Below are 25689 nucleotides of genomic sequence, written 5' to 3'. Positions count from 1 at the left end.
ACGGTGAGCTTGGGGCCCGGCAAGACCCCCACTCACATCTTTTATCTTACGCAAACTCCAGGATCAGCGCGTCGACCGCGAGTGTCGCGCCGGCGCTGGCGTGGATCTTCTTCACGGTTCCGTCCTGCTCGGCGCGCAGCACGTTCTGCATCTTCATGGCTTCGACCACCGCCAGCGTCTCGCCGGCCTTGACCTCCTGCCCCTCGCTCACCGCGATCGAGACGACAAGGCCCGGCATCGGGCAGAGCAGCTTCTTGCCGCTGTCGGAGGCCGTGGTCACCGGCATCAGACGCGCGGAGGCCGCCTCGGCCTCGGTCCAGACATAGACCGGCACCTCGACGCCCTGATGCGCGAGGCGGATGCCGTTGGCGATCGGGCGGGCCTGCACGGCCACGAACTGACCGTCGATGGTGCCCTGCCAGACCGGATCGCCCGGCTTCCACGGCGACTGCAACAGATGCGTGTTGCCGGCCTTGCCGTCGGCGTCGATGGAGCGGATCGCGATCGCCTCGCCTTCGCGCGCGACCTCGAGCAGGATCTCCTGGCGGTCGAGCCAGACCGCGCGACGCCGCTCGCGCTGCACGACGCGGCCGCCCATCTGGCCGGAAATCTGCCGCTTGCGCGCTCCGAGCACGTGATCGATCGCGGCGCCGACCGCGGCGATGCGACGCGCGACCTCGCCCTCGGGCACACGCACCGCAAAACCCTTGGGGAATTCCTCGGCGATGAAGCCGGTCGAGAGCCGTCCCTCGCGCCAGCGCGGATGATGCATCAAGGCCGACAGGAACGGGATGTTGTGGCGGATGCCATCGACATAGAACGAGTCCAGTGCAGTCGCCTGCGCCTCGATCGCCGCCGCGCGCGAGGGCGCATGGGTAACGAGCTTGGCGATCATCGGATCGTAGTGGATCGAGATCTCGCCGCCCTCCTGCACGCCAGTATCGTTGCGGATGGTGATGCCGTCGTGGCTCGCTTCCGCCGGCGGACGATATTTCACCAGGCGTCCGATCGAGGGCAGGAAGTTGCGGAACGGATCTTCGGCGTAGAGGCGCGATTCCACCGCCCAGCCGGTCAGCGTGACGTCCTTCTGCGCGATGGCGAGCTTCTCGCCGCTCGCGACGCGGATCATCTGCTCGACGAGATCGATGCCGGTGACGAGCTCGGTGACGGGATGCTCGACCTGGAGGCGAGTATTCATCTCAAGGAAGTAGAAGCTCTTGTCCTGGCCTGCGACGAACTCGACCGTGCCGGCGGAATCGTAGTTCACGGCCTTGGCCAGCGCGACCGCCTGCTCGCCCATCTTGCGGCGGGTCGCCTCGTCCAGCAGCGGCGACGGCGCTTCCTCGATGACCTTCTGGTTGCGGCGCTGGATCGAGCATTCGCGCTCGCCGAGATAGATCACGTTGCCGTGCTTGTCGCCCAGCACCTGGATCTCGATGTGGCGGGGATCGACGATGAACTTCTCGACGAAGACGCGGTCATCGCCGAACGAGGCCTTCGCCTCCGCCTTGGCGAGGTTGAAGCCCTCGGCAACCTCGGCCTTGGAATGGGCGATGCGCATTCCCTTGCCGCCGCCGCCGGCGGAGGCCTTGATCATGACGGGGTAGCCGATCTCGTCGGCGATCCGCACCGCGTGCTTGTCGTCCTCGATGACGCCGAGATAGCCCGGCACGGTCGAGACTTTTGCTTTTGCGGCGGCCTTCTTGGACTCGATCTTGTCACCCATTGCGGCGATCGCGCCGGGATTCGGGCCGACGAAAACGATTCCTGCGGCCTCCAGCGCCCGCGGAAACGCCTCGCGCTCGGACAGGAAGCCGTAGCCGGGATGCACAGCCTCGGCGCCCGTCTTCCGGCAGGCCTCCACGATCTTCTCGATCACCAGGTAGCTCTCGGCCGCGGCCGGCGGGCCGATCAGCACCGCCTCATCGGCCATCTCGACATGGAGGGCATCGCGGTCGGCCTCGGAATAGACCGCGACCGTCTGAATTCCCATCTTGCGGGCAGTCTTGATGACCCGGCAGGCGATTTCGCCGCGATTGGCGATCAGAATGCGTTTGAACATGCTTTTCTTGAGTCTCGACCTTGGGCGGGACCCTTCCCTGGCCGTTGGGGCCTTTGGGAGGGGCCGTGTGGCTCCCGTGGTACATCAAAATGGGCCGGAGGCAACGGTCTAAATCGGGCCGCCTTTGGCGTACCAGCGCAAGACCGAAATGCGCCGGGCGCGCCCGCCGTGCGGCATCCCTAGGGCTTCCCGACCTTGGCCGCGTCCCGGACCAGGTCATGAATGAAGCCCAGCTTGCCGACCACCGCGGGCGACAGGATGAAAGGATAGAGGTCGCGCAGGCCCATGGCGCGGTTGACGCTGTTCATGGCGAAGGTGAAGGGCAGCCATGCGTTGACCAGCACCTCGACATCTCTCGCCTCGTACGGGTTGAAGCGGATGCGCGCCGTCAGCTCCCCGTCGCGGTCGACCTTGGGACGCACCTCCATGCCGAACTCGGCGGCCATTTCCAGGGCATCGACGATGTGGAGGTAATGCGCCCATGTCTCGGCAAAATCCTCCCACGGATGCGTCGTGGCATAGGCCGAGACGTAGTTCTGCTGCCAGTCCGGCGGCGCGCCCTCGGCATAATGGCGCTGCAGTGCCTGGCCGTAATCGGCGCTATCGTCGCCGAAGACGGCGCGGCACTGGTCGAGCTTGCCGCCATCGCGCACCAGAACATCCCAGAAGTAATGTCCGACCTCGTGGCGGAAATGCCCGAGCAGCGTCCGGTAGGGCTCTCCCATCTCGAGCCGGCGCCGCTCGCGCTCGATGTCGTCGGCCTCGGTCAGCGCGATCGTGATCAGGCCGTTGTCATGGCCGGTCATGACCTTCTCGCCGCTGTGCGGATCGTCGGCGAGGAAGTTGAAGATCAGGCCATGCTCGGGATTGTCCTGGCGGGTCTGGAGCGGCAGCTTCCAGCGGATCAGGGAATAGAACAGCCGGTGCTTGGCCACCTCCAGCTCGCGCCAGCCGGCGAGCTGCGCCGGATCCGAAAGGTTTGGCACTGTCCCATTGTGGCGGCAGGCGCGGCAATAGCCGGTGCTATCGCCTGCGTCGGTCAGCCAGTTGCAGGCGTCGTACTCGGCATTCCGGCACAGCATCCGGCTCTCGCCCTTGTCGGCGAGGATGCTCCAGGCCTCTCCGTCGGCCTCAATCGCCGACATCGTCTCCTTCTCTGGCAGGAAGGCGATCCGATGGCCGCAGCGTTCGCAGGCGCGGTTCTCGAAATAAAGGACGTTGCCGCAGGCCTGGCAGATAAAGAGCTTCAAGATTTAGCCTCGTGGGAAAGGAAAGCTTATGAGCGCGCTGGTACGTCGCGACGACGCCTCAATCCGCCGATCGTTCCAGTATTCGGAACAAATTGCCATACCGGACGTTACCACCGCGTACTTCTCCGCGTTCAGGCGCGCGCCCCCATTTCCCGGCACCACCTGCCCTCTAAACAATGGCCATCACGCTCCGTCTGTGTGAATATCGGTCCGGCACGTGCGCACCTGCATGACAACGGCCGATGCCTTGAACGATCCCTTGCCCGAGACCATCGCCGCCGAAAGGTTGCGCCAGCACCTCGAAGACGTCGCGCGCGAGCGCGACAACGCCTATCGCGCGCTGCAAGAGCGCGAGGCCGAGCTGGCGCGCATCCAGCGCATCGGCAAGGTCGGCGGCGTCGAGGTCGATTTCCGCGAAGGCTTCAAGAACCGACGTTCGCCCGAATATCTGATGATCCACGGCCTTCCGCCGGAAGCCGCCGAGGAGTCGCACGAGGATTGGGTCAACCGTATCCATCCCGACGACCGCGACGCCACCGTCAAGCATTTCTTCGAAGCGCTCGCCGGAGCGAGCGAAGACTATAGCGCCGAATACCGCATCGTCCGCCCCAGCGACGGCGAGACCCGCTGGATCCGCGTAGTCGCAAAGATCGAGCGCGACAAGGACGGCCGCGCCATCCGGCTCGTCGGCGCTCATATCGACATCACCGATCAGGCGCTGGCGCGCGAGACGCTGCGCGAAAGCGAGGAGCGCTTCCGGCTGATCGCCGACAGCGCGCCGGTGCCGATCTGGGTCACCAAGCTCGACCGCAAGCGGTCCTTCGCCAACCAGGCCTATGTCGATTTCGTCGGCCTGCCCTACGACCAGGCCATCGACTTCGATTGGCGCAAGGTGCTGCATCCCGACGACCTGCCGCACGTGCTGCAGCAATCCGTGCAGGGTGAAGCGTCCCTCAAACCCTTCGTGCTGGAAGCGCGCTACAAAAACGCCGGCGGCGAATGGCGCTGGCTGCGCTCGGAATCGCAGCCGCGCTGGGATGCGACAGGCAAGCATATCGGCTTCATCGGCGTCGCCCACGATATCACCGTCGCCAAGCAGGCGGAGATCGAGCTCCGGCAACTCAACGAGACGCTGGAAGAGCGCATCGCCCAGCGCACCGCCGAGCTCGAAGCCAACGAGGCGCGGCTGCGCGCGATCCTGGAGACCAGCAATCAGTATCAGGGCCTGGTCAATCTCGAGGGCCAGCTGGTCTACGCCAACAAGACCGCGCTCGCCGGCATCAAGGCGAATTCCGCGGACGCGGTCGGAAAGCCGTTCTGGGACACACCCTGGTTCACCGGCACGGAGGGCATGAGTGCCGCCGTGCGCGAGGCCTTCGACACCGTGCTCAAGGGCGAACCCGTGCGGCTGGAGATGCGCCTGCGCCTTCCGATCGGCGAGCGCGATTTCGACTTCGGCATGCGCCCCGTGCTCGACCGCCACGGCAACATCACCGGCGCCGTGCCCGAGGCGGTGGACATCACCGAGCGTCGCCGCGGCGAGGAAGCGCTGCGGCAGTCGCAGAAGATGGAGGCGATCGGCCAGCTCACCGGTGGCGTCGCGCATGACTTCAACAATCTCCTCACCATCATTCGTTCCGCGACCGATTTCCTGCGCCGGCGCGAGCTGCCGGAGGAGCGCCGCCGACGCTACGTCGATGCCATCTCCGAGACGGTCGAGCGCGCCTCCAAGCTGACCGCTCAGCTTCTGGCCTTCGCGCGCCGGCAGCCGCTGAAGCCGCAGATCTTCAACGTCGGCAGCCAGGTCGAGGGCGTGGCGCAGCTGGTGCGGCCGCTGGTCGGCGCCCGCATCGATATCGCCGTGGAGCTTCAGGATGCCGATTGCTTCACGGTGGCCGACATCGCCCAGTTCGAGACCGCGCTGATCAACCTCGCCATCAACGCCCGCGACGCCATGGATGGCGAAGGCCGCCTCACCATCGCCGTGCGCAAGGTCTCGGGAATACCGAGCCTGCGCGCACAATCGGCGCGCCGCGGCGACTATGTCGCGATCTCCGTCACCGACACCGGCAGCGGCATCGCGCCGGAACATCTCGACTCGATCTTCGAGCCGTTCTTCACCACCAAGGAGGTCGGCAAGGGCACCGGCCTCGGGCTCAGCCAGGCCTTCGGGTTCGCAAAGCAGTCCGAGGGCGACATTGCGGTGACGAGCACGCAAGGTGAAGGTACCACCTTCACCATCTACCTGCCGCAGGCGCAAAGCCCCATCACGGAGAAGGAAGCCGCGGCCCTGAGCCACGAGGCGGCCACGACCGGGCGTGGCTATCGCGTGCTCGTGGTCGAGGACGACGACGAGGTCGGCCGCTTCTCCACCGAGCTCCTGGAGGATCTCGGCTATGTCGTCCGTCGCGTCGCCAATGCCAACGCGGCGCTGGCGATCCTCGGCGAGAATGAATTCGCCGTGGACCTCGTGTTCTCCGACGTCATCATGCCCGGCATGAACGGGGTCGAGCTCGCCGGCATCATCCGCGAGCGCTATCCGGGCCTGCCCGTGGTGCTCACTTCCGGCTACAGCAACGTGCTGGCCGAGAACGCCCACCGCGGATTCGAGCTGATCCAGAAGCCGTATTCGGTCGAGTCGCTCTCGCGAATCCTGCGCAAGGCGATCATGGAGAAGTTATCGGTGGCAAGGTGAGCGTGGGGTTCTCGCCAAGGTGCCACATACTCCGTCATTGCGAGCGCAGCGAAGCAATCCAGACTGTTACCGCGGCAAGACTCTAGGGGAAGACAGCCGTTCCCGCATCGGTTATCGATGCCGAATGACTGACCGAATCTCAAGGACTGACCGTGCCGTCTGACGCCATCTGGGCCTGGAGCATCATCGCCGTCGCGACCGCCTGCGTCATCATCCGGCCCTTATCCCTGCCCGAAGCGATATGGGCCGCTATCGGCGCGAGCGCCCTGGTGCTATCAGGCCTGCTGCCATGGCAGGACGCGCTTGTCGGCATCGAGAAAGGCCTCGACGTCTATCTCTTCCTAATCGGCATGATGCTGATCGCCGAGCTCGCGCGGCTCGAAGGCTTGTTCGACTATCTCGCCGCGCTTGCGGTGGAATACGCACGTGGCTCGCCGCAGCGGCTGTTCCTGCTGATCTATCTCGTCGGCACGCTCGTGACCGTGCTGCTCTCCAACGATGCGACCGCGATCGTGCTGACGCCGGCCGTCTATGCCGCAACGCGCGCAGCCGGCGCGAAGCCGCTGCCTTATCTGTTCGTCTGCGCCTTCATCGCCAATGCCGCGAGCTTCGTGCTGCCGATCTCCAACCCCGCCAACCTCGTCGTGTTCGGCGCGCGCATGCCGCATCTGACGGAATGGCTGCGCCTGTTCGCCTTGCCCTCGGCGGCGTCGATCCTGCTGACCTACATCGTGCTGCGCCTGACCCAGCACCGCGCGCTGAAGGAAGAGACGATCGCGCACAGCGTGCCGCATCCCAAGCTCAGCCGCGGCGGCAAGCTCACCGCAATAGGCATCGTCGCGATCGGCGTCGTGCTGGTCACCGCGTCTGCGCTGGACAAGCAACTGGGCCTGCCGACCTTCATTTGCGGCGTGGTGACAGCCGCTCTCGTGCTGCTGCTCAGCCGCCAGTCACCACTGCCTATGCTCAGGGGCGTATCGTGGAGCGTGTTGCCGCTCGTCGGCGGGCTCTTCGTCATGGTGGAGGCGTTGATCAAGACCGGCGTGATCGGGCAGCTCAGCGCGTTGCTGCACCAGGCGGTGGCTCAATCGGTCCCGCAGGCGGCCTGGAGCGTCGGTATTGCCACCGCGCTCGCCGACAACATCGCCAACAACCTTCCGGTCGGCCTCGTCGCCGGCTCGGTCGCCGCCAGCGATCATCTGCCCGCGCCCGTGGTCAGCGCCATCCTGATCGGCGTCGATCTCGGCCCCAATCTGTCGGTCACCGGCTCGCTCGCAACAATCCTCTGGCTGGTGGCGCTCCGGCGGGAGAAGATCGAGGTCGGTGCCTGGCCGTTCCTCAAGCTCGGCTTCCTGGTGACGCCGCCGGCCCTGATCGCGGCATTGGCGGCTGCAATCTGGTGAGAGATCGCCCGTGCGCTCGAGCCCTACAAGCCGGCCTGGTACCAAAACCCGATGGAAGGACCCGGCCTTGGCGTCGACCTCCTGCTTCCGTTTTCGAGCGCACCGATCTACCGTGCGCCGCTCCAACGTCTGAGGAATTCTTGAGATGAGCACTTCCCTCTTCGATCTCTCCGGCCGCACCGCGCTCGTGACCGGCTCGTCCCGCGGTCTCGGCCGCGCCATCGCCGAAGGCATGGCCAAGGCCGGCGCGAAGATCATCATCAACGGCGTCGATCCTGAGCGAGTCGAGCAGGCCGTCGCCGAGTTTCGCAGCGCGGGCCATCAGGCCGAAGGTGCCGCCTTCAACGTCACCGATGAGCCCGCAATCGTCGCCGCCTTCAACGAGTTCGACAAACAAGGCCTCGCCGTCGATATCCTCGTCAACAATGCCGGCATCCAGCACCGCAAGCCGCTGGTGGAGTTCACCACCGACGAATGGCGCAAGGTGATCGAGACCAATCTCACAAGCGCCTTCGTGATCGGCCGCGAGGCGGCCAAGCGCATGATCCCGCGCAAGCACGGCAAGATCATCAATATCGGCTCGCTTGGCAGCGAGCTCGCCCGCCCCACCATTGCGCCCTACACCGCGGCCAAGGGCGGCATCAAGAACCTGACCCGATCGATGGCGGTGGAATGGGCCCAGCACGGCATCCAGGCCAATGCGATCGGCCCCGGCTACATGCTCACCGACATGAACGAGGCGCTGGTCAACAACACCGATTTCAACAATTGGCTGATGGGCCGCATCCCCTCCAAGCGCTGGGGCAAGCCGGATGAGCTGGTGGGCGCCGCGATCTTCCTCGCCTCGGATGCCTCCACCTACGTCAACGGCCAGATCATCTATGTCGATGGCGGCATGATCGCCGCGATGTGACCGCCAAGACTACGAAGGAGCAAGCCATGCGCGCCGTCGTCATCCACGCCCCGAAGGACCTGCGGATCGACAACTATGCCGATCCCGCCCCCGGCCCTGGCGAGGTCCGCGTCAAGATCGCCAATGGCGGAATCTGCGGCTCCGATCTGCACTACTATCATCACGGCGGCTTCGGTGTCGTGCGGATTCAGCAACCGATGGCCCTGGGTCACGAGATCGCCGGCGTCGTCGCTGACGTCGGTGACGGCGTCGCCAATGTCAGGCCGGGCACGCGCGTCGCGGTCAACCCGAGCAAGCCGTGCGGGGCGTGCCTGCATTGCCAGGAGGGCATGCGCAACCAGTGCCTCGACATGCGCTTCCTCGGCAGTGCGATGCGCTTTCCCCATGTGCAGGGCGGCTTTCGCGAGTTCATCACGGTCGACGCGACGCAGGCCGTGCCGATCTCAGACAAGCTGTCGCTGGCGGAAGCCGCGGTCGCCGAGCCGCTTGCGGTGTGCCTGCATGCCGGCAAGCAGGCCGGTCCCCTGCTCGGCAAGCGCGTGCTGATCACCGGCTGCGGTCCGATCGGCGCGCTGATGATTTTGGTCTCGCGCTTCGGCGGCGCGTCGGAGATCGTTGTCACCGATGTGGCCGACGCCCCGCTCGCGGTCGCGAAAAAGCTCGGCGCCACGCATGCCATCAACGTCGCGACCAATGCCACTGCGCTCGATTCCTGGCGCGCCGGCAAGGGCGTGTTCGACACGCTGTTCGAGGCCTCCGGCAACCAGGCCGCGCTCCGCACCGCGCTCGACGTGCTGAGGCCCGGCGCGACGCTGGTGCAGCTCGGCCTCGGCGGCGAGATGACGCTGCCGATCAACTCCATCGTCGCCAAGGAATTGCAGCTGCGCGGCACATTCCGCTTCGATCCCGAGTTCGAGCTGGCGGTGCGCCTGATGGGCGAAGGCCTGATTGACGTCAAGCCGCTAATCACGGCCACCATGCCGTTCGAGAACGCGGTCGCCGCCTTCGAGCTCGCCAGCGACCGCGCGCAGTCGATGAAGGTCCAGCTTACCTTCTAGGCGCGTCCTTGGCCTGTTGCCCCTCGATCAGCCGGTCGGTGACCAGCCGCACGGCCCCGCGCTTCCACGAATAGTCCGCGCCCATGCGCAGTCCGCTGTCGCCGCGCGCCAGCACCGCGCCTGTCCTGGCATCGCGCACCTGGAAACCAAGCGTGTATTCGGTGCGGCTGACGCGGCGCACTACGCCGATCAGTGATTGGTCCGCGCCGAGCTTGCGCGCAATGGAGGCCTCGCAGCCGCCGCAATCCCGCAAAGCGCCGGCCTTCCCCGCCTCTGCGCCGACCTCGACGATGCGGTAACGGCCGGATTGGCCGAGCGCCTCGCGCACACCGCCAGTGACCTCCGCGAGATATGACGAATCCGACGCAGCGGACGCCCCCGCTGAGGCGGCCGTCATGTCCTCGAGCTCGAAATCGAACACGGCCAGCGCGACCGGCGCAGGCGCGCCGAGCGCGGCCATGACCTCGCGGGACACGAACATCTGGGCGCGCTCCCATGCTTGGTCATTGTCGCCGCGGAAGCTGTAGAGCTTGTCCAGCACGAGCGTCTTGGCGCCGACGTCGATCACGGCGACCTTGGCCCATTGCACCAGCGTGCTCGTCTTCTGAATGCCGCCGACCACCTTGAACACCGCTCCGTCCTGGGCGGATCGCACCAAGCGGTAGCGCTGGTCTGCCTCAATGTCCCTTCGAAGCGCGGCCATGAACGCCGCCAGCCGCCGCTCGTGGGCCGCGGTCTGGTCGGTCGGCTCGCCCGAAGTATCGGTGTAGCTGAAATCGTCCATGGCGACGCCGATGGCGGCCTGCGCAGCGAGGGGCGAGCAAGAGAGGACGAGGAGGAGACAGGCAGAGAGAACCAGCCGGCAGCGGTGCATGAACGGACCTCGTGGATGCAACGCAAATCTGGATGGGCCGCCTGAGGCCCCGCAGCTGCCACTATCCCGACCAATGCCGGGAAATTTTCACGACATTGCGGTGCGGCAAGTCGGGAACGCTTCCCGCCGCCGGCGTTCTGCCCTTTAATGAGGCGCGACAAGCCCGTTCGCACCAGGTGCAAGCCGATGTGGAATCGCCCGAGATTCGATCTCAAGGTCCGTCTGACGCTGCGCGTGGCCGCGATCTCGGCTGCCTGCTTCGCCGTGATCTCGACCTATTTCCTCGTCGCCGCCGATAACGCCGCGCATGCGCGGATCGACGGGATCGCCGCCATCGTGGCCAAGACGCTCGAGCTGCAGCAAGGCAAGGTGCAATGGGGGGCGAGCCCCCGCTCGGACTTTCCGGACCTCGACCCGGTGTCGGCCCATGTGATGACGCCCGGCCTCTGCCTCGGCTTCCGCAGCGCGAGCGGCGACATGCTGCAGCGCTTCTGTAGCGGCGCGCCTGCCCCGGCGAGCCCGCCGCCGCAAGCCTTCGCCGCCTTCTATCGCAGCCTGTTCGACCCCGGCCGCGAGGCGGCGCGGCCCGTGATCGTGCGCGGAACCAAGCTCGGCGAGACCGTGGTCTCTATCGATCCGGCGGTGCAGACGGCGGAGGCCTGGCACGAGGCCGGCCGCCTGATGATCGCGCTTGCGATCGCGCTGCCGCTGCTCTGCGCGCTGGTCTATGCCGCACTGGCCCGTGCCCTGCGCCCCACCCGCATGATCGGCAGCGGCCTCGAACGCATCGCCGCCGGCGACCTCACCACGCGGCTGCCGCCGTTCGACCTCGCCGAGCTCTCGGCTATTCGCGACGTCTTCAACCACCTCGCCGAAAGCCTCGACACGGCGCTTGCCGAGCGCAACGAGCTGACGCGGAAGCTGATCGCACTCCAGGACGAGGAGCGCCGCCATCTCGCCCGCGAACTGCACGACGAATTCGGCCAGTCCCTCGCCGCGATCCGCGCACTGGCCGCATCCGCCCGCCAGACTGCGGCGCAGGACTGTCCCGACCTGCTCGGCGAATGCGACAGCATCGCCCGCACCGCGACCGGCATGATGGAGACGCTGCGCGGCGCACTGTTCCGGCTGCGGCCGCCCGATGTCGACGAACTCGGCCTCGTCGCCAGCCTCGAAGGTCTGGTCTCGGGGTGGAACGGCCGCAGCCGCGGGCAGCCCCGCTTCGAGATCCGGTTCGACGGCGCCTTCGACAGCGTGCCCGCCGACGTCAGCGCCAATCTCTATCGGATCGTGCAGGAGGCGCTCACCAATGCGGCCAAGCATGCCGGCGCAACAAGGGTCAGCCTGCATCTGACGGCGACCGGAAGCGAGATTGCCCTCGTGGTCGAAGACGACGGCCGGCCGAACGAGGCTTCGGCCAAATCGGGCATGGGCCTGCTCGGCATGCGCGAACGCGTCGCCGCGCTTCGCGGCCGGCTCAGCTTCGAGACCAGCCCAGAGGGCTCCTCGCTGCGCGTATTCATTCCGCTCGCGGCTGCCGCGTCTGAGGCCCTGGAGCACGCGGCATGAGTGCGGCGGATGCGACCATCCTGCTGGTCGACGACCATTCCGTCGTCCGCGAGGGCTATCGCTCGGTGCTGCAGAAGCAGCCGGGCCTGCGCGTCGTCGCTGAGGCGGCCGACGGAGCAGAAGCCTATCGCCTCTACAAATCCGAGACGCCCGATCTCGTCATCATGGACCTCAGCATGCCCGGCATCGGCGGCATCGAGGCCGTCAGGCGGATCCGGCAGTGGGACAAGGCGGCGCGAATCCTCGTTTTCACCATGCACGAGAATGCCGGCTTTGCCGTGCAGGCGATCCGCGCCGGTGCACGGGGTTACGTGACCAAGACCAGCCCGCCCGAGACCTTGGTGCGCGCGGTCAAGGACGTGCTCGCCGGCAAGATTGCCATCAGCCCTGACATCGACCACGAGCTTGCGCTGAGCCGCATCAGCGGCGAAACCTTCGCCGCCGACGTCTTGACGCCGCGCGAATTCGAGGTGCTGCGGTTGCTGCTCGCCGAGAACACGACGGAGGAGATCGCCGAGACGCTGCATGTCAGCCCGAAGACGGTGGCGAACCTGCACTCGCTGATCAAGGACAAGCTCGGCGTCGGCTCCGACATCGAGCTGGTCCGCCTGGCGCTGCGCCAGGGCATCTTGACCGAGGTCGATCTCGGCGAAGCCTGATCGCGGCGTCGCCGCAGATCACTCACGCGCGACCACCGAGTCCAGCCACGCGCAATTGAGCGGCGGCACGCGCGGATCGGCGACGCGCACGCCGCGGGCAGCCGCGTCGAGCCGCATGTCGCGCAATCGCGTGCGCTGCTCTTCCGGCATATGCAGCCGCTCGTGGCCCCAAAGGGAGGGCCCATCAAAGGTCTCGTGCGGCTGCCAGTTTTCGGGATCGATGACGCGTCCGCCCCAGCCATATTCGATGAAGAAGCCGGACGGCGTATTCACGTAGAACGAGGTCATGTGGTCATTGGTGTGCCGGCCCAGTGTGTAGGCGATGCGTCCCTCGTCCATCTGCGCGAGGTCGTAGCCCTGCCCGACATCATCGAGGCAGCCGAGCTCGACCATGAAATGATGCATCGCCTTCCGTCCCGAGCCGACCATCGCAAAGGAGTGGTGGCGGCCGTTGACGTGGAAGAAATAAAGCCCGTAAGGCTTCAGCGCGAAATCGGAGACGTGAAAGCCGAGCACGTCGCGATAGAACGGCAACAGCATCTCGACATTCTCCACGTTGAGCACGACATGCCCCATGCCGAGCGCCCCGGTGCGGAAGCCCGAGATCGGACGGCCTGGCCTGAACGGCTCGCTCGCAAGCTCCGGCTTGCAAAAAGCCTCCAGCCGGTTGCCGGCGGGGTCAGTGAACGCGATCAGCTCGGCGACATGCCGCTCGTCAGCGAGTGCGCGCGAGCCCTTCGCCACCTTGATGCCATGGCTTTCGAGCCGTCCTGCCAGCTTATCCAGTTCGGCGGTCGAAGGAACTTCCCATCCCATCACCGCAAGACCGGCATCGCTGCCGCCGTCGACGATCAGCCGCTGCTTGCGGTCGTCCATGCGGAAGGCCCGCATCTTGCCGCCGCGATCGACCTGCTGCATGCCGAGCAGGCCGGTCGCCATCCGGCTCCACTGGTCGATCTGGGATGAACTGATTCCGATATATCCGAGCGCTGCGATTTCCATCGAATTCCTCCCGGAGGCATCGCGGTCGCCGTACTGCGGCGAGCTTGATACCGGCCGCGCGCGATCCTACGGTGGCGTTCCGCAATCGCCTCGCGTTCGCAACGACAATAAGCGCGCCGCGATGTGCCACAAGGGAGGAAATAGGAAGTGTCCAAGGAGCGGACGCGAAACGGCCAGCCCCGGCAGTCTGAGGGCGTCCGCGCCTTCAAGCGCGGACTCGACGTGCTGCAGGAGGTCAACCGCTCCGGCGGCATCCGCGCCGGCGACGTTGCCCGCGCGCTCGAGCTGCCTCGACCCACCGTCTACCGCCTCCTCGAAACCCTGGAGGAGCTCGGCTATATCGCCCGAAGCGCCAGCGACGACCGGTTTCGGGTCACCCGGCGCGCATTGAGCCTCGGCGACGGCTATGATCCCAGCGTGGTGATCTGCCAGGCGGCGGCGCCTTATCTCGCCGATCTCAGCAAGAAGCTGGTCTGGCCGGTCGATCTCTCGACTTACGAGAACGCGGCGATGGTGGTGCAGGAGACCACGCACTCTCGCAGCCCGCTTTCGATCGATCGCGGCATGATCGGCAAGCGCCTGCCGATGCTGCGCACGTCTGCGGGCCGCGCCTATCTCGCCGCCTGCCCGGCGCGCGAACGCGATCTCATCATCAATCATCTCCGCCGCATCGATGAGGCCGACGACCGCCCCTTCCTCGACCAGGGCCGGCTCGACCGCATGATCGCTGAGACCGCCGCGCGAGGCTACGCCATCCGCAGCGAGGGCGAATACAATCCCAAGACGGCGTCGATCGCCGTTGCCATCGTGCGGGACGGCGCCGTATTCGGCTGCATCTCGATCATCTGGATCCGCTCGGCGCTGGGGATCGAGGAAGCGGTCGCGCAGTTTGCGAGCCAGCTGCTGGAAACGGCGTCGGCCATTCCTGTTGCGGAATAGAGGCCGTCCGCTGGGCGGACACTTGCCACGCCGGCGTTGAAGCGCCGGCCCTGCTTGGGGAAGAGATACCCCATGCAAGGTAAATCCACGTCTGAAGAGTTTGACGTCGTGATCGTCGGCCGCGGGCCGGTAGGCGCCACGCTCGCCAACCTGCTCGGCCTGTGCGGCGTGCGGACGCTGGTGCTGGAGCGCGAGGCGCGGACCTATCATCTGCCGCGCGCGGTGCATTTCGACGATGAATGCATGCGCGTGTTCCAGACCATCGGGCTTGCCGAGGCGATCCTGCCGCACGTCATTCTCAGTCCCGGCATGCTGTTTCTCGATGCAGCCGGCCGCATGCTGCTGGACTGGTCCCGTCCGCAAACGCTGACGCCGATGGGCTGGCATCTCAGCTACCGCTTCCACCAGCCGGATTTGGAGGACGTGTTGATCGGCGGCCTCGCCCGCTGGCCGCACGTCACCTTGCGCAACCGCTGCGAGGTGTTCGCGCTCGATCAGGACGAGCACGGCGTGCGCGTCCGCTGCGAAGACCTCTCCAACGGGAGGCTCAGCGAGGTCCGGGCCGGTTACGTGATCGGCTGCGACGGCGCCCGCTCGCTGGTGCGCCGCTTCATCGGTTCTGGCATGGACGACCTCGGCTTCCACGAGCGCTGGCTCGTGATCGACGTTCTGCTCAAGCGCGCGCGCGACGACCTCGGTGATTACAGTCTCCAGCATTGCGATCCCCGCCGGCCCGCAACCTACGTGCGCGGCACCGGCACGCGGCGGCGCTGGGAGATCACGGTTCTCCCGGACGAGGATTCGCAGGAGGTCGCGCAACCCGCGAAAGTCTGGGAGCTGCTGTCGCGCTGGATCACGCCCGACGATGCCGAGATCGAGCGCGCTTCTGTCTACACGTTCCATTCGGTCATCGCGCAGCAATGGCGGAACGGGCGATTGCTGCTTGCCGGCGATTCCGCGCACCAGACCCCGCCCTTCCTCGGCCAGGGCATGTGCGCCGGCATCCGCGATGCCGCCAACCTCGCCTGGAAGCTGGCGAGCGTGATCCGCGAAGGCGCCGCGCCCGATCTGCTCGACACCTATCAGAGCGAGCGGCTGCCGCATGTACGCGAGTTCATCGCGCTCGCCATTCGCCTCGGCGGTGTCATCAACACCAAGGCGATCGAGGCCGGCCTTGCTGCCGGCGAAGCGCGCGAGAACGCGCCGGTCAAGCTGGACGTGAAGAAGCCCCTGCTCGGCCCTGGACTCGCGTTCGGCGACCCGCCGCTCGCCGGACATCTCGCGCCGCAGTTCACGTTGACCGACGCCAGCCGCAGCGATGACCGGACCGGCTACAGCCACGTGCTGCTCGTCGAGACGGCGGCGGCACTCTCATCGCGTCTCGCGCTGTCGCAGACGGAGATCAAGATCCTGACCAGCGACGATACCAACGGCCTTGGGCCCTGGCTGCGCGAGCACGGCATCATTGCCGCACTCGTTCGCCCCGACCGTTACATCCGCGGCTCCGCCCGCAACGAGACCGAGCTCGACCGCCTCATCGCCGCCATCGCGCCTCCAACCCATATTCCCTCAGCCCAAGCGCCCTCCGCGGCCTGACCGAACCCTCTCAAGGACATTTCATGAAGCTGCTCTCATTCAGTGTGGATGGACGCCCCACCTTCGGCGCCGTCAAGGACAATGGTGTCGTCGATCTCGGCGCGCGGATGGCGGGGTGCGCCACGCTGCGGCAGCTGTTCGAAACCGGTCGGCTCGCCGAGGCGGCAAGGCTGGCCGCCTCCGCGGCCCCTGATCATCCGCTCGACAAGATCAGCTTCGCGCCCGTGATTCCCGATCCCGGCAAGATCATCTGCGTCGGCCTCAACTATCGCGATCACGTCGCCGAAACCGGCCGCACCGTCACCGAAAAGCCGGCGCTGTTTGCGCGATTTGCCTGCAGCCAGGTCGGCCATCTCCAGCCCATCGTCAAACCTGGGGTGAGCGACGACTTCGACTACGAAGGCGAGCTCGCGCTCGTCATCGGCAAAGCGGGCCGTCACATCCCGGCCGACCGCGCGCTCGATCACGTCGCCGGCTATTCCTGCTACAACGAAGGCAGCATCCGCGACTGGCAGCGCCACACCAGCCAATTCCTCGCCGGCAAGACCTTTGCCGAGAGCGGCAGTTTCGGTCCGTGGCTGGTGACGACCGACGAGATTCCGGATCCGTCGAAGCTCACCTTGCAGACAAGGCTGAACGGCAATGTCGTGCAGGACACCACGACGGATCTCCTGATCACCGCCATCCCCGAGCTGATCGCCTACATCTCCACCATCTGCCCGCTCGTGCCCGGCGACGTCATTGTCACGGGCACGCCGGGCGGTGTCGGCGCCAAGCGCACGCCGCCGCTGTGGATGCGCCCCGGCGACACTGTCGAGGTCGAGATTTCCGGCATCGGCATCCTGCGCAACACGGTGATCGCCGAACCGGCCTGACCGTCAACATCGATCAATCAACGATAACATCAAGGAAACGCCATGGGCACGACCCGCACCACCTCCGTCGCCACCCTCCTGATCGCACTTGCGCTCGCGCCCCTCCCCGCGCGGGCCGAGATCAAGGGCGAGGCCATCCGCATCGGCGTCCTCACGGACATGAACGGCGTGTTCGCGACCGCCATGGGTCCGGGCTCGGTCGAAGCGGCGCGAATGGCCGCCGAGGAGTTCGGCGGCAAGATCAACGGCAAGCCGATCGAGATCTTGCAGGCCGATCACCAGAACAAGCCGGATCTCGCCGCATCGCTGGCGCGAAAATGGTTCAGCGATGGGGTCCAGGCCGTCGCCGATGGCGGAAGCTCCGGCTCGGCGCTGGCGGTGCAGGAGCTGGTGCGCAGCAACGGCAAGATATTCCTCATCTCCGGCGCCGGCGCCAACCAGCTGACCGATGAAGCGTGCGCGCCAACCAGCGTGCAATGGACCCAGGACGCCTATTCCACCGCGACCGCCGTGGTCTCCGGCATCATGCAGACCAGCAAGGAGCCCTGGTTTTTCATCACCGGCGACTACGCCTTCGGCCATTCGATCGAGGTGACCGCACGCGAGCGCATCGCCGCACTCGGCGGCAAGGTCGCCGGCAGCGTCAAGGCGCAGCTCGGCACGCCCGATTACAGCTCATTCCTGCTCCAGGCGCAGTCGTCGGGCGCCAAGATCCTGGCCATCAACGTTGCCGGCGATAATGCAACGGCGATCAAGCAGGCCGAGGAATTCGGCCTCGCCAGCCAAGGCATGAAGATCGTGCCGATGTCGTTCCAGAACGTCGACATCGAAGCGGTCGGGCTCAAAGCGACGCGCGGCGATCTCATCGTCACCTCCTTCTTCGAGGATGTCTCGCCGGCCGCCCGGAAATTCTCCGATGCGTTCTATGCTCGCCGCAAGGCGATGCCCTCGCAGATCCAGGCCGGCGTCTACTCCGCCGTACGCCACTATCTGCAGGCTATCAAGGACACCGGTTCCGACGAGAGCGCCATCGTGATGGCCAAGATGAAGGCGACGCCGGTGTCGGACGCCTACACCCCCAACGGCCGCATCCGCGAGGACCAACGCATGGTGCACGATCTCTATCTGGTGCAGGTCAAGACACCCGAGGAATCCAAGGACCCGTGGGACTTCGTCAAGCTGGTCGCGACGATCCCGCCCGACCAGGCCTTCCGCCCGCTCGATCGCAGCAAATGCAGCCTGGTCGGCAAGTAAGCCCTCTGATGCGAAGTGGATACCGCTTCGCTTCAAAGAACGCGTCAAGTTGGAATCTGACCGTCAGGCGAGATAGCGCGTCAGATAGCCTTCCATCGCGTAGAGCGCGCAGAGCGCGAGGCTCGACCACACCGCCGCGCTGAAATACAGGAACATCCAGGTTAGCTCGCCCTTCCAGTGCGCGATGTCGTGGGTCACCACCCAGCGCGTCGAGACGTCATGCAGCCCTTCGAGGAAGCCGAGGAATGTGTTGCCCTCTTCATGCCCTGCCCGCCAGCGGCTGAGATACATCGGCACGTCGACTGTGATGAGGAAGGCAAGGAAGCAGGCGATGCCGACGATACCTGACATCAGCGCCCAGCGCACTACGCCCTGGAATTCCGGCATCAGACGGCACAGCGCGATGCCGGCCAGGAAGAAGGTCACAGCCCACAGCGAATTCTCGATCGCGTTGTAGAGGAAGTTGGTCGTCACCACCGCGTACCAGGAGAAACATTCCGCGATGATGATGATCGGCACGATCACGAGCGCGATGTTCACCGCGGTCTCCGCGCCCGTCATCTTGCCGAGCTGATGCAGGATGATGGCCCATTGCGCGGCGAAGCAGAGCTCGGCCACCGTCGCCACCGTCCGGCCGACGGCGACGCTGGAGAGCCAGGTGTCGAACAGGCAGATGCGCTGCACGTCGGCGCGCGGCAGCACCGAACGGAAGGCGCAGCCGAACACATAGCCGGCGCACAGCAGGAACATCAGCCCGATGTCCGAGCCGCCACCGAGGCTGGCCGAAGGCGTCGGATAGAACTCACGATAGAGCATGAACCAGACGAGGATATTGGCGCTGCTCACAAGCGTGAGGGATCCCCACCACCACGCCAGGGGATTTGACCGCGCCTGCCACTGCAACATGAACCGCTCCGCAAAAATTATCGATCTGACACGTCGTCGTAATAATCCTGTCACAGAACGGCATGCAATCACGACAAAAATCTGTGTGCCCAGTCGTTGCAGCGGTGCCCGGAAGGCGCAAGAAGCGCTGCGAGCCGAGTGTCCACATATCGGACAATTTTGTCGCAGATGGCGAATCTATTGGACATTCGAAATCTGTCCGTCTGATATTCCGGGATGGCTCCGACTGACTCACCCAAGCCGCAGCGCCCGCTCTCCTCTGCCGCAGCCGTGCTGGCCGAGAGCGCCGATGACGCCGCTTTCGCCACGACGCTGGCAAAGGGGCTCGTCGTGCTCGAGGCGTTCAAGGCCGGGAGCACGCTGCTGGGCAATATGGAGCTGTCGACGCTGACCGGCATCCCGCGCCCGACGGTGGCGAGGCTGACCCATACCTTGGCCGAGCTCGGCTATCTCCGTTACGACGCCGAGCGGTCGAAGTACCGCGTCGGTGCACGGGCGCTGCGGATGGCGCATCCCCTGCTCGCCGGAATGCAATTCCGCCAAGTAGCGCGGCCGATGATGCAGGAGCTGGCGCACAGCGTCCGCGGCACGGTCTCGATCGGCCTGCTCGATGCGACATCGATGATCTATGTCGAGACAGCGCGCTCCGGCGATGTCGGCCCGCACGTGCCCGACATCGGCATGCCCATTCCCGTCGTGATGACCGCCATGGGCCGCGCTGCGGCGGCGAGCCTGCCGCCGGCCGACGCAGACCGGCTGGAACGCAATCTCGCCGCCGAGGATGCCGGATTGTGGTCGGCGCTCCGCGACAAATACCGCGCCGGCATCGCGCAATGCAAAAGGCGCGGCTTTTGCACCTGCTGGGGCGAGTACATGGCCTCGATCCATGCCGTCGCCGCGCCGCTGTTTCACATCAGCGAAGCGAAACAATCATTCTCGATCAATTGCGGCATCCCCGCCTTCCGGCTCCAGCCCGGGCAGCTCGAGGGCGAAATCGGTCCGCGCATCGCGGCGCTCGCCGATAGCATCCGGACCATGGTCGACGCGGCGATGCCGACGGCCGAGACGCACAAGCAGAACAAGAAGAGCGCCAGGACATGAACAAACAAGCTGGCGCCCATCCCCGGGAGGCCGTCATGACCATCACACGCCGAGCACTGCTGGGCGCCGTCGCCGCCGGCGTATCGGCCTCACCATTTTCCTTGCGCGCTGAGGAGGTCTGGCCGTCGCGGATGGTGCGGCTGATCTCGCCTTACGGGCCGGGCGGCTCCAACGACATCTCGCTGCGCTTGCTGGCCGAGGAGTTCGGCCGCAGCCTGCGCCAGCAATTCATCGTCGAGAACAAGCCGGGCGCCGGCACGCGCATCGCTAACGACATGGTCGCCCATGCGCCGGGCGACGGCTATACCATCCTCTATGTCGCGGCGCCCTACGCGACCGCCGAGGCGCTGTTCGGCAAGCTGACCTATGAGCGCAAGGATCTGCAGCCGGTGGCGATGGTGGTGATCGCGCCGCTCTTCCTCATCATCAGCGCCGACGCGCCATTCAAGACGCTTCCCGACCTGATCGCCTACGGCAAGTCGAAGCCGGACGGACTGACTTTCGCCTCCCCCGGCGCCGGCTCGCAGCCGCATCTCGCCGGAGAGCTCCTGTTCCGCGATGCCGGCGTCAAAGGCCTCAACATCCCGTTCCGGGGCGATGCGGCTTCTTACACCGAGTTGCTCGCGGGCCGCGTCGACGCCACGCTGACCGCGCTGCCGACCGCCTTGCCCTACATCCAGAGCGGCAAGTTCACCGTGCTCGGCGTCGCCTCGGCCGAGCGCAGCGCGCTCTACCCGCAGGCGCCGACGCTGCGCGAGCAGGGCTTTCCCAACGTCGCCGCCGCCGGCTGGTACGGCTTCATGGTGCCGTCCACGACGCCGCGCGCCATCGTGGACAAATTCCAGGCCGAGGTTTTGCGCGCGCTCGCCGAGCCTGCGATCAAGGACAAGCTGACCGCGCAGGGGCTCGAAGTGCGCCCAGGCACCGCCGCCGAGTTCGGCAAGTTCATCGACGCCGAAACGCAGAAATGGACCAAGCTGATCCGCGACGCCGGCCTCAAGGGCGAATGAGGATTGCTGGGGGAGACCGACATGAAAAACGTCGTCACAAAATTCGTCGCAGCCTCCGCGCTTCTCCTCTCGGTCGCGGCAGCGCAGGCACAAATGAAATACGATCCCGGCGCGTCCGACACCGCGATCAAGGTGGGCCAGACCGTGCCGCTCAGCGGCCCGGCCTCGGCCTATGCGGTGATCGGCAAGACCCAGGCCGCCTATATGAGGATGATCAACGACCAGGGCGGCGTGAACGGCCGCAAGGTCGAGCTGATCCAGTATGACGATGCCTATTCGCCGCCAAAGACGGTGGAGCAGGTCCGCAAGCTCGTCGAAAGCGACGAAGTGCTTTTGACCTTCCAGATCATCGGCACCGCGCCGAACGTCGCCGTGCAGAAATATCTCAACGCCAAGAAGATCCCGCAGCTCTTCGCCGCCACCGGCGCCGCACGGTTCACCGATCCGAAGAACTTCCCCTGGACCATGGGCTTCAACCCGTCTTACCTCGTCGAGGGCCGGATCTACGCGCAGTACCTGCTGAAGAACCATCCGAACGCCAGGATCGGCGTGCTCTACCAGAACGACGATCTCGGCAAGGATTATCTCGCCGGCCTCAAGGCGGGCCTCGGCGACAAGGCGAGCATGGTCGTGGCCGAGACCTCCTACGAGATCAGCGAGCCGACGATCGACTCGCAGATCCTGCGGTTGAAGGATGCGGGCGCCGACGTGCTGTTCAGCGCGACGACGCCGAAGCAGGCGGCGCAGGCCATCAAAAAGGTCGCCGAGATCGGCTGGAAGGCGCTGCACATCATCGACATCAACGCCTCCTCGCTCAGCGCCGTGCTGAAGCCCGCCGGGCTCGACAATTCCAAGGGCATCATCAGCGTCGGCTACGTCAAGGATGCCGCGGATCCCGAATGGAAGGACGACCCGGGCATGAAGCGCTACCTCGCCTTCATGGCCAAGTACTATCCCGAGGGCGACAAGGATTCGAACCTGAACGTCTATGGCTACATCACCGCGCAGCTCCTGGTGCAGGTGCTGAAGCAATGCGGCGACGCTCTGACCCGCGAGAACGTGATGCGACAGGCGGCCAACCTCAAGAACGTCGAGCTCGACCTGACGCTCCCCGGAATCTCTGTGACGACCACGCCAACGGACTATCGCGTCAACAAGCAGTTCCAGATGGTACAGTTCGATGGCGTGCGCTGGCAGAAGCTCGGCGACATCGTCACGGACAAAGCCAGGGAGTGAACCCGCTTCGCGGCGCTCAACGCCCTTCGGCGTAACGGCCGCCGCCACGGATGATATCGTCGCGTTCCGCGGCATGGCGCTGAAATTCGGAGATCGCGCGGTTCGCCATGCGGATCCGATTCGTGTGTCCCTCCTCGACCATCACGGTGATACGCTGCGCCAGGAACACGCAGGCGTCGAATTCGTCGCTGATGGCGCCCGTTCGCACCAGAAAGTCCCAGGCGATCTCGTAGGCTTGCTCCGCCGCGGGGTTGCGGTAGTCGCTGAAGATGATGTGCGTCATCACTGCCAAAGCCTGATCGCAGCGATCGTTCCTAGGCTCACGCGCAGATGGCAGGGAACCCGGCGGAGCGAAAAAGCCACCGGCCGCTGTGCGTGCCGGTGGTTCGCTGTCGGCGAGGAACGCGAAGAACTACGCGGCCTGGCGCTGATGCGTCAGATACTCCATGGTGACCTTCTCGACATTGGAATCGATCCAGGCCGCCATGCGCTGCTCCTCCTTCAATGACGTCTCGAGCGGCTCCTTCGCCTCCGGCATGCCGGCGGCGCCGCACAGCGCGAGCAGCGACTTGTAGGCGGCGATCTCGAAATTCTCGAAGGCGTTGTTCGCGAAAGTGTTCTTCAGAATCTCGTCGCCGGCAACCGAATGCGCCATGGCCATCATGTTGGCCATCACCGACTGCGCCGTATCCTTCAGGCTCGACGTACTCTCGCCACAGGCTTCCAGGCACTTTTCGAGGCGACGCAGTTGCTCATTGGTCTCCTGAAGGTGCGCCGTGATCTTCGCCTTGACCTCGGGATATTCGTCCAGCCGCTCCGACTGGCGCTCCATCAATTCTCGCGCCTGCACTTCCATCGCATGCGCATTGCGTAGTCCCACCACGAACGTATCGCGGGCTGCATTGGCCATTTTCCTGTTCTCCATTTGACTGGCGTCGTTCGCGCAACCGGCAAGCACAGGCGATTGTTCCTAACAATGCCGCGCTGATTGCCGCAGGAGAGACGACCGTCTTCATCGCCTGTTCCGGCCGAGGGATCCGGCGCTAACCTGCGATAGAACGATCACCTCGCATCACCGCTTCATGCCCGCCACATAGGCCGCCAGCTTGTCGAGCGTCTGGTAGCCGTATTCGACGGCGCCGAAGCCGATCATGCCATCGCGCTGCTCGGTGCTCGAGGCCAGCTGGCGCATCATCAGCACGGTCTTGCCGTTGCTCTGCTCGGCAAAGGTGACGGTGAAGCGGAACATGCGGGGATCGTCATCCTGGTCGATACCGTGATCCATCTCCATCAGCGACGGCCGCTCGATGCGCCGGAAGCGCATCCGGTTCGGATAGACCGTGCCGTCGGGGCCGATCATGTTGAAGCGCCAGACGCCGCCGACACGAACGTCGATCTCGAAGGTCTCGACCTTGAATCCCTTCGGGCCGAACCATTGCGGCAGATGCTTCGGGTCGGACCATGCCTCGAACACCAGATCGCGCGGCGCGTCGATCACGCGCGACATCACGATCTCGCGGTCGAGCGACCATTGCGACAAAGCGGGATTGGCAGAACTCGTCATTGTCAGGAACCTTTCCGTTTGGTTGCTCGGGACGGCCGCTTGGCAGCCGCCCTTTCCTTCTCATTCTTGAGCTTCATCACATAGGCCTCGAACCGGTCGAGCCGCGCTTCCCAGACCGCGCGCTGCTGCTGGAACCAATCCTCGGCGCCGACAAGCGCATCCGCGCTGAGACGGCAGGTGCGCACGCGTCCCGATTTCTCGGACTGAACGAGCCCGCTCGTCTCGAGCACGTGGATGTGCTTCATGAAGCTCGGCAGCGCCATATCGAAGGGATCGGCGAGCTCGCCGACCGACGCCTCGCCCGCGCACAGCCGCATCACGATCGCCCGCCGCGTCGGATCGGCGAGCGCGGCGAAGATCTGGTCGAGATCGGATAATTGGTTAGCCATGAAGCTAACTATACACGCCGGGTCCCGGACGTCAACAATTGTTAGCCGAACGGCTCAGTTTTGTGATCTGGATTGGCGGGAACCCACAACGCGCAATCGTGAATTGGGACCTCGCGCCCTCCTCGCTAAAACCATCCCGGGGGCGCACAGCATGATCGATCAGAGCACGTGGCGCCTGTCATCTCATCCCCGATCACCCGGCGAGGCTTCGCCCAGGCCGCATCCATTGCTATGGCGATGGCGCTTTGCCCCCGCCGCGCCTCGGCCGATTCCGACATGATTGCGCAAATGCGCGACATCGTCGCCGGCGAGCTGGCGCCGACCGCGACGGCGGACCATGCGGGCGGCCTCGCCGCAGCCATCTATGCCGGGCGCCATGTCGAATTCTTCAGCTACGGGTTCACCGATGATGCCACCAGGCGGAAGGTGACGCCCGACACGCTGTTCAACCTCGCCTCGTTGCGAAAGCCGTTCGAGGCCACGCTCGTGGCGCTCGGCGTGCTGCGCGGCGAGCTGCGGCTCGACGATCGTCTGGCGAAATACCTGCCCGAGCTGAGCGGCAACTACATCCGCAACGTCACTGTGGGCCAGTTAGCAACGCACACTTCGGGCCTGCTGCTCCCAACCGATCATCCGCCCTGGCCGAACGAAGAGTATACGCGCGAGCAGTTCATCGCGATGCTGAACGCCTTCACGCCGGCACCCGGCATCGCACCCGGCCGGCAACGCGTCTACACCCATGCCGGCTATGTGCTGCTTCAGCTCGTGCTCGAGCGTTGCTACGGCAAGCCGATCCATGCGCTGATCCAGCACCGCATTCTCCGCCCCCTCGCCATGGGCTCCACTTTCGTCCCCGAGCGCGGCCCGGACAATCGCGCCGTCATGGATGCGGCGGCGATGCAGCGCGCGGTCCAGGGCTATTCCGACCAGGGCATGGCGATCGGGCCGATCGGCAATCAGCAAAGCTACTTTGATTTTCCCGGCACGGGCCAGATGTTCGCCTCCGTCCGGGACCTTGCCGCCTTCGCGGCCGCCTGCGTCGATGGCCGCGCGATCGATCCGCATCTGCGCGAAGCCCTGCGGCTGACGCAGCGCGAGGCCTTCCGCGTCGACGAAAAATTCGGACAGGGCCTAGCCTGGGAGACCGTGCGCCTTCCAGGCATCACCATCGTCGACAAGCCGGGCGGCCTCAACAACGCCTCCGGCTATATCGGCCTGGTGCCGGCGCGGCGGATCGGCATCGTCCTCTTGGCCAATCGCGGCGAGTATCCGCACGAGATCGCCCGCTACAAGATCCTGCCGGAGCTGGCGCAGCTTATCGCCTCACATTGAGG

At 65.6% G+C, this 25689-nt stretch carries 23 protein-coding genes; 14 read left to right on the top strand and 9 right to left on the bottom strand.

The window, feature by feature from the left end; all coding sequences use genetic code 11:
- Positions 1 to 46: 46 nt before the first annotated feature.
- Entirely contained in the window at positions 47 to 2062 is a 2016-nt protein-coding gene (locus ABIA40_RS08195; protein ID WP_404540469.1) for an acetyl-CoA carboxylase biotin carboxylase subunit, read from the bottom strand.
- A 179-nt stretch (positions 2063 to 2241) separates the two neighbouring features.
- Entirely contained in the window at positions 2242 to 3312 is a 1071-nt protein-coding gene (locus tag ABIA40_RS08190) for a putative zinc-binding metallopeptidase (protein WP_271544365.1), read from the bottom strand.
- A 217-nt stretch (positions 3313 to 3529) separates the two neighbouring features.
- Between ABIA40_RS08190 and ABIA40_RS08185 the strand changes: the two genes are divergently transcribed.
- The 4 genes from ABIA40_RS08185 to ABIA40_RS08170 all read left to right on the top strand — a co-directional run bounded on the left by ABIA40_RS08185 (position 3530) and on the right by ABIA40_RS08170 (position 9381).
- Positions 3530 to 6007, top strand: a complete 2478-nt coding sequence (locus ABIA40_RS08185; protein WP_271544367.1) for a PAS domain-containing sensor histidine kinase — start codon at positions 3530 to 3532, stop codon at positions 6005 to 6007.
- Positions 6008 to 6159: 152 nt separating this feature from the next.
- Positions 6160 to 7410: an arsenic transporter gene (locus ABIA40_RS08180; RefSeq protein ID WP_271544369.1), complete on the top strand. Its 1251-nt coding sequence runs from the start codon at positions 6160 to 6162 to the stop codon at positions 7408 to 7410.
- Between the two features lie 145 nt (positions 7411 to 7555).
- The gene (locus tag ABIA40_RS08175; RefSeq protein ID WP_271544371.1) at positions 7556 to 8323 is read left to right on the top strand and encodes an SDR family oxidoreductase; all 768 of its coding nucleotides are present in this window, start codon (positions 7556 to 7558) and stop codon (positions 8321 to 8323) included.
- A 26-nt stretch (positions 8324 to 8349) separates the two neighbouring features.
- On the top strand, positions 8350 to 9381 hold the full coding sequence (locus ABIA40_RS08170) for an L-idonate 5-dehydrogenase (protein WP_271544373.1): 1032 nt from the start codon (positions 8350 to 8352) through the stop codon (positions 9379 to 9381).
- On the opposite strand, the gene ABIA40_RS08165 is transcribed toward ABIA40_RS08170, so the two are convergent.
- Positions 9371 to 10255 carry a DUF2380 domain-containing protein gene (locus ABIA40_RS08165; protein ID WP_404540464.1) on the bottom strand — a complete coding sequence of 295 codons (885 nt, stop codon included), beginning with the start codon at positions 10253 to 10255 and terminating at the stop codon, positions 9371 to 9373. The two genes, ABIA40_RS08170 and ABIA40_RS08165, sit on opposite strands and share 11 nt — an antisense overlap.
- A 186-nt stretch (positions 10256 to 10441) precedes the next feature.
- Here ABIA40_RS08165 and ABIA40_RS08160 point away from each other — a divergent pair, with 186 nt between their 5' ends.
- Together ABIA40_RS08160 and ABIA40_RS08155 are read left to right on the top strand one after the other, a co-directional pair.
- Positions 10442 to 11824, top strand: a complete 1383-nt coding sequence (locus ABIA40_RS08160) for a histidine kinase (protein ID WP_404540461.1) — start codon at positions 10442 to 10444, stop codon at positions 11822 to 11824.
- Positions 11821 to 12483, top strand: coding sequence for a response regulator (locus ABIA40_RS08155; protein ID WP_404540459.1), 663 nt, complete (start codon positions 11821 to 11823; stop codon positions 12481 to 12483). Before ABIA40_RS08160 ends, ABIA40_RS08155 begins: the two co-directional genes overlap by 4 nt.
- 18 nt (positions 12484 to 12501) lie before the next feature.
- Here ABIA40_RS08155 and ABIA40_RS08150 read toward each other — a convergent pair whose 3' ends face one another.
- Entirely contained in the window at positions 12502 to 13485 is a 984-nt protein-coding gene (locus ABIA40_RS08150) for a VOC family protein (RefSeq protein ID WP_404540456.1), read from the bottom strand.
- 147 nt (positions 13486 to 13632) lie between these two features.
- Here ABIA40_RS08150 and ABIA40_RS08145 point away from each other — a divergent pair, with 147 nt between their 5' ends.
- The 4 genes from ABIA40_RS08145 to ABIA40_RS08130 all read left to right on the top strand — a co-directional run bounded on the left by ABIA40_RS08145 (position 13633) and on the right by ABIA40_RS08130 (position 18149).
- Positions 13633 to 14424: a DNA-binding transcriptional regulator gene (locus tag ABIA40_RS08145; RefSeq protein WP_404540453.1), complete on the top strand. Its 792-nt coding sequence runs from the start codon at positions 13633 to 13635 to the stop codon at positions 14422 to 14424.
- Between the two features lie 72 nt (positions 14425 to 14496).
- Complete coding sequence (locus ABIA40_RS08140) at positions 14497 to 16020, top strand: bifunctional 3-(3-hydroxy-phenyl)propionate/3-hydroxycinnamic acid hydroxylase (RefSeq protein WP_404540450.1); 1524 nt, start codon at positions 14497 to 14499, stop codon at positions 16018 to 16020.
- Between the two features lie 23 nt (positions 16021 to 16043).
- Positions 16044 to 16895: a fumarylacetoacetate hydrolase family protein gene (locus tag ABIA40_RS08135; RefSeq protein ID WP_404540447.1), complete on the top strand. Its 852-nt coding sequence runs from the start codon at positions 16044 to 16046 to the stop codon at positions 16893 to 16895.
- A gap of 42 nt (positions 16896 to 16937) precedes the next feature.
- A complete protein-coding gene (locus ABIA40_RS08130; protein WP_404540444.1) occupies positions 16938 to 18149 on the top strand; it encodes an ABC transporter substrate-binding protein in 1212 nt (403 codons plus the stop codon).
- Between the two features lie 63 nt (positions 18150 to 18212).
- Here ABIA40_RS08130 and ABIA40_RS08125 read toward each other — a convergent pair whose 3' ends face one another.
- On the bottom strand, positions 18213 to 19055 hold the full coding sequence (locus tag ABIA40_RS08125) for a hypothetical protein (protein WP_036013504.1): 843 nt from the start codon (positions 19053 to 19055) through the stop codon (positions 18213 to 18215).
- Between the two features lie 216 nt (positions 19056 to 19271).
- Here ABIA40_RS08125 and ABIA40_RS08120 point away from each other — a divergent pair, with 216 nt between their 5' ends.
- From ABIA40_RS08120 to ABIA40_RS08110, 3 genes are read left to right on the top strand one after another with little or no spacing between them, the layout of a single operon-like run.
- A complete protein-coding gene (locus ABIA40_RS08120) occupies positions 19272 to 20156 on the top strand; it encodes an IclR family transcriptional regulator (RefSeq protein WP_404540441.1) in 885 nt (294 codons plus the stop codon).
- 35 nt (positions 20157 to 20191) lie between these two features.
- On the top strand, positions 20192 to 21166 hold the full coding sequence (locus ABIA40_RS08115; protein WP_157280468.1) for a tripartite tricarboxylate transporter substrate binding protein: 975 nt from the start codon (positions 20192 to 20194) through the stop codon (positions 21164 to 21166).
- A 21-nt stretch (positions 21167 to 21187) separates the two neighbouring features.
- The gene (locus tag ABIA40_RS08110; RefSeq protein WP_404540438.1) at positions 21188 to 22402 is read left to right on the top strand and encodes an ABC transporter substrate-binding protein; all 1215 of its coding nucleotides are present in this window, start codon (positions 21188 to 21190) and stop codon (positions 22400 to 22402) included.
- Between the two features lie 16 nt (positions 22403 to 22418).
- Here ABIA40_RS08110 and ABIA40_RS08105 read toward each other — a convergent pair whose 3' ends face one another.
- The 4 genes from ABIA40_RS08105 to ABIA40_RS08090 all read right to left on the bottom strand — a co-directional run bounded on the left by ABIA40_RS08105 (position 22419) and on the right by ABIA40_RS08090 (position 24355).
- A complete protein-coding gene (locus tag ABIA40_RS08105) occupies positions 22419 to 22685 on the bottom strand; it encodes a hypothetical protein (RefSeq protein WP_271544396.1) in 267 nt (88 codons plus the stop codon).
- A 129-nt stretch (positions 22686 to 22814) separates the two neighbouring features.
- Complete coding sequence (locus tag ABIA40_RS08100; RefSeq protein ID WP_036013491.1) at positions 22815 to 23312, bottom strand: ferritin-like domain-containing protein; 498 nt, start codon at positions 23310 to 23312, stop codon at positions 22815 to 22817.
- A 162-nt stretch (positions 23313 to 23474) separates the two neighbouring features.
- On the bottom strand, positions 23475 to 23966 hold the full coding sequence (locus ABIA40_RS08095; RefSeq protein WP_404540434.1) for an SRPBCC family protein: 492 nt from the start codon (positions 23964 to 23966) through the stop codon (positions 23475 to 23477).
- Between the two features lie 2 nt (positions 23967 to 23968).
- Positions 23969 to 24355, bottom strand: a complete 387-nt coding sequence (locus ABIA40_RS08090) for an ArsR/SmtB family transcription factor (RefSeq protein WP_404540431.1) — start codon at positions 24353 to 24355, stop codon at positions 23969 to 23971.
- Between the two features lie 276 nt (positions 24356 to 24631).
- Between ABIA40_RS08090 and ABIA40_RS08085 the strand changes: the two genes are divergently transcribed.
- Entirely contained in the window at positions 24632 to 25687 is a 1056-nt protein-coding gene (locus ABIA40_RS08085) for a serine hydrolase (protein ID WP_404540428.1), read from the top strand.
- Positions 25688 to 25689 lie beyond the last annotated feature (2 nt).

The organism is Bradyrhizobium sp. USDA 223 (genome assembly GCF_044909005.1).
GTDB classification, from domain to species: Bacteria; Pseudomonadota; Alphaproteobacteria; order Rhizobiales; family Xanthobacteraceae; genus Bradyrhizobium; species Bradyrhizobium yuanmingense.
Note: the sequence above shows the minus strand (reverse complement) of the source record. Positions and strands in the feature narration are given on the sequence as shown.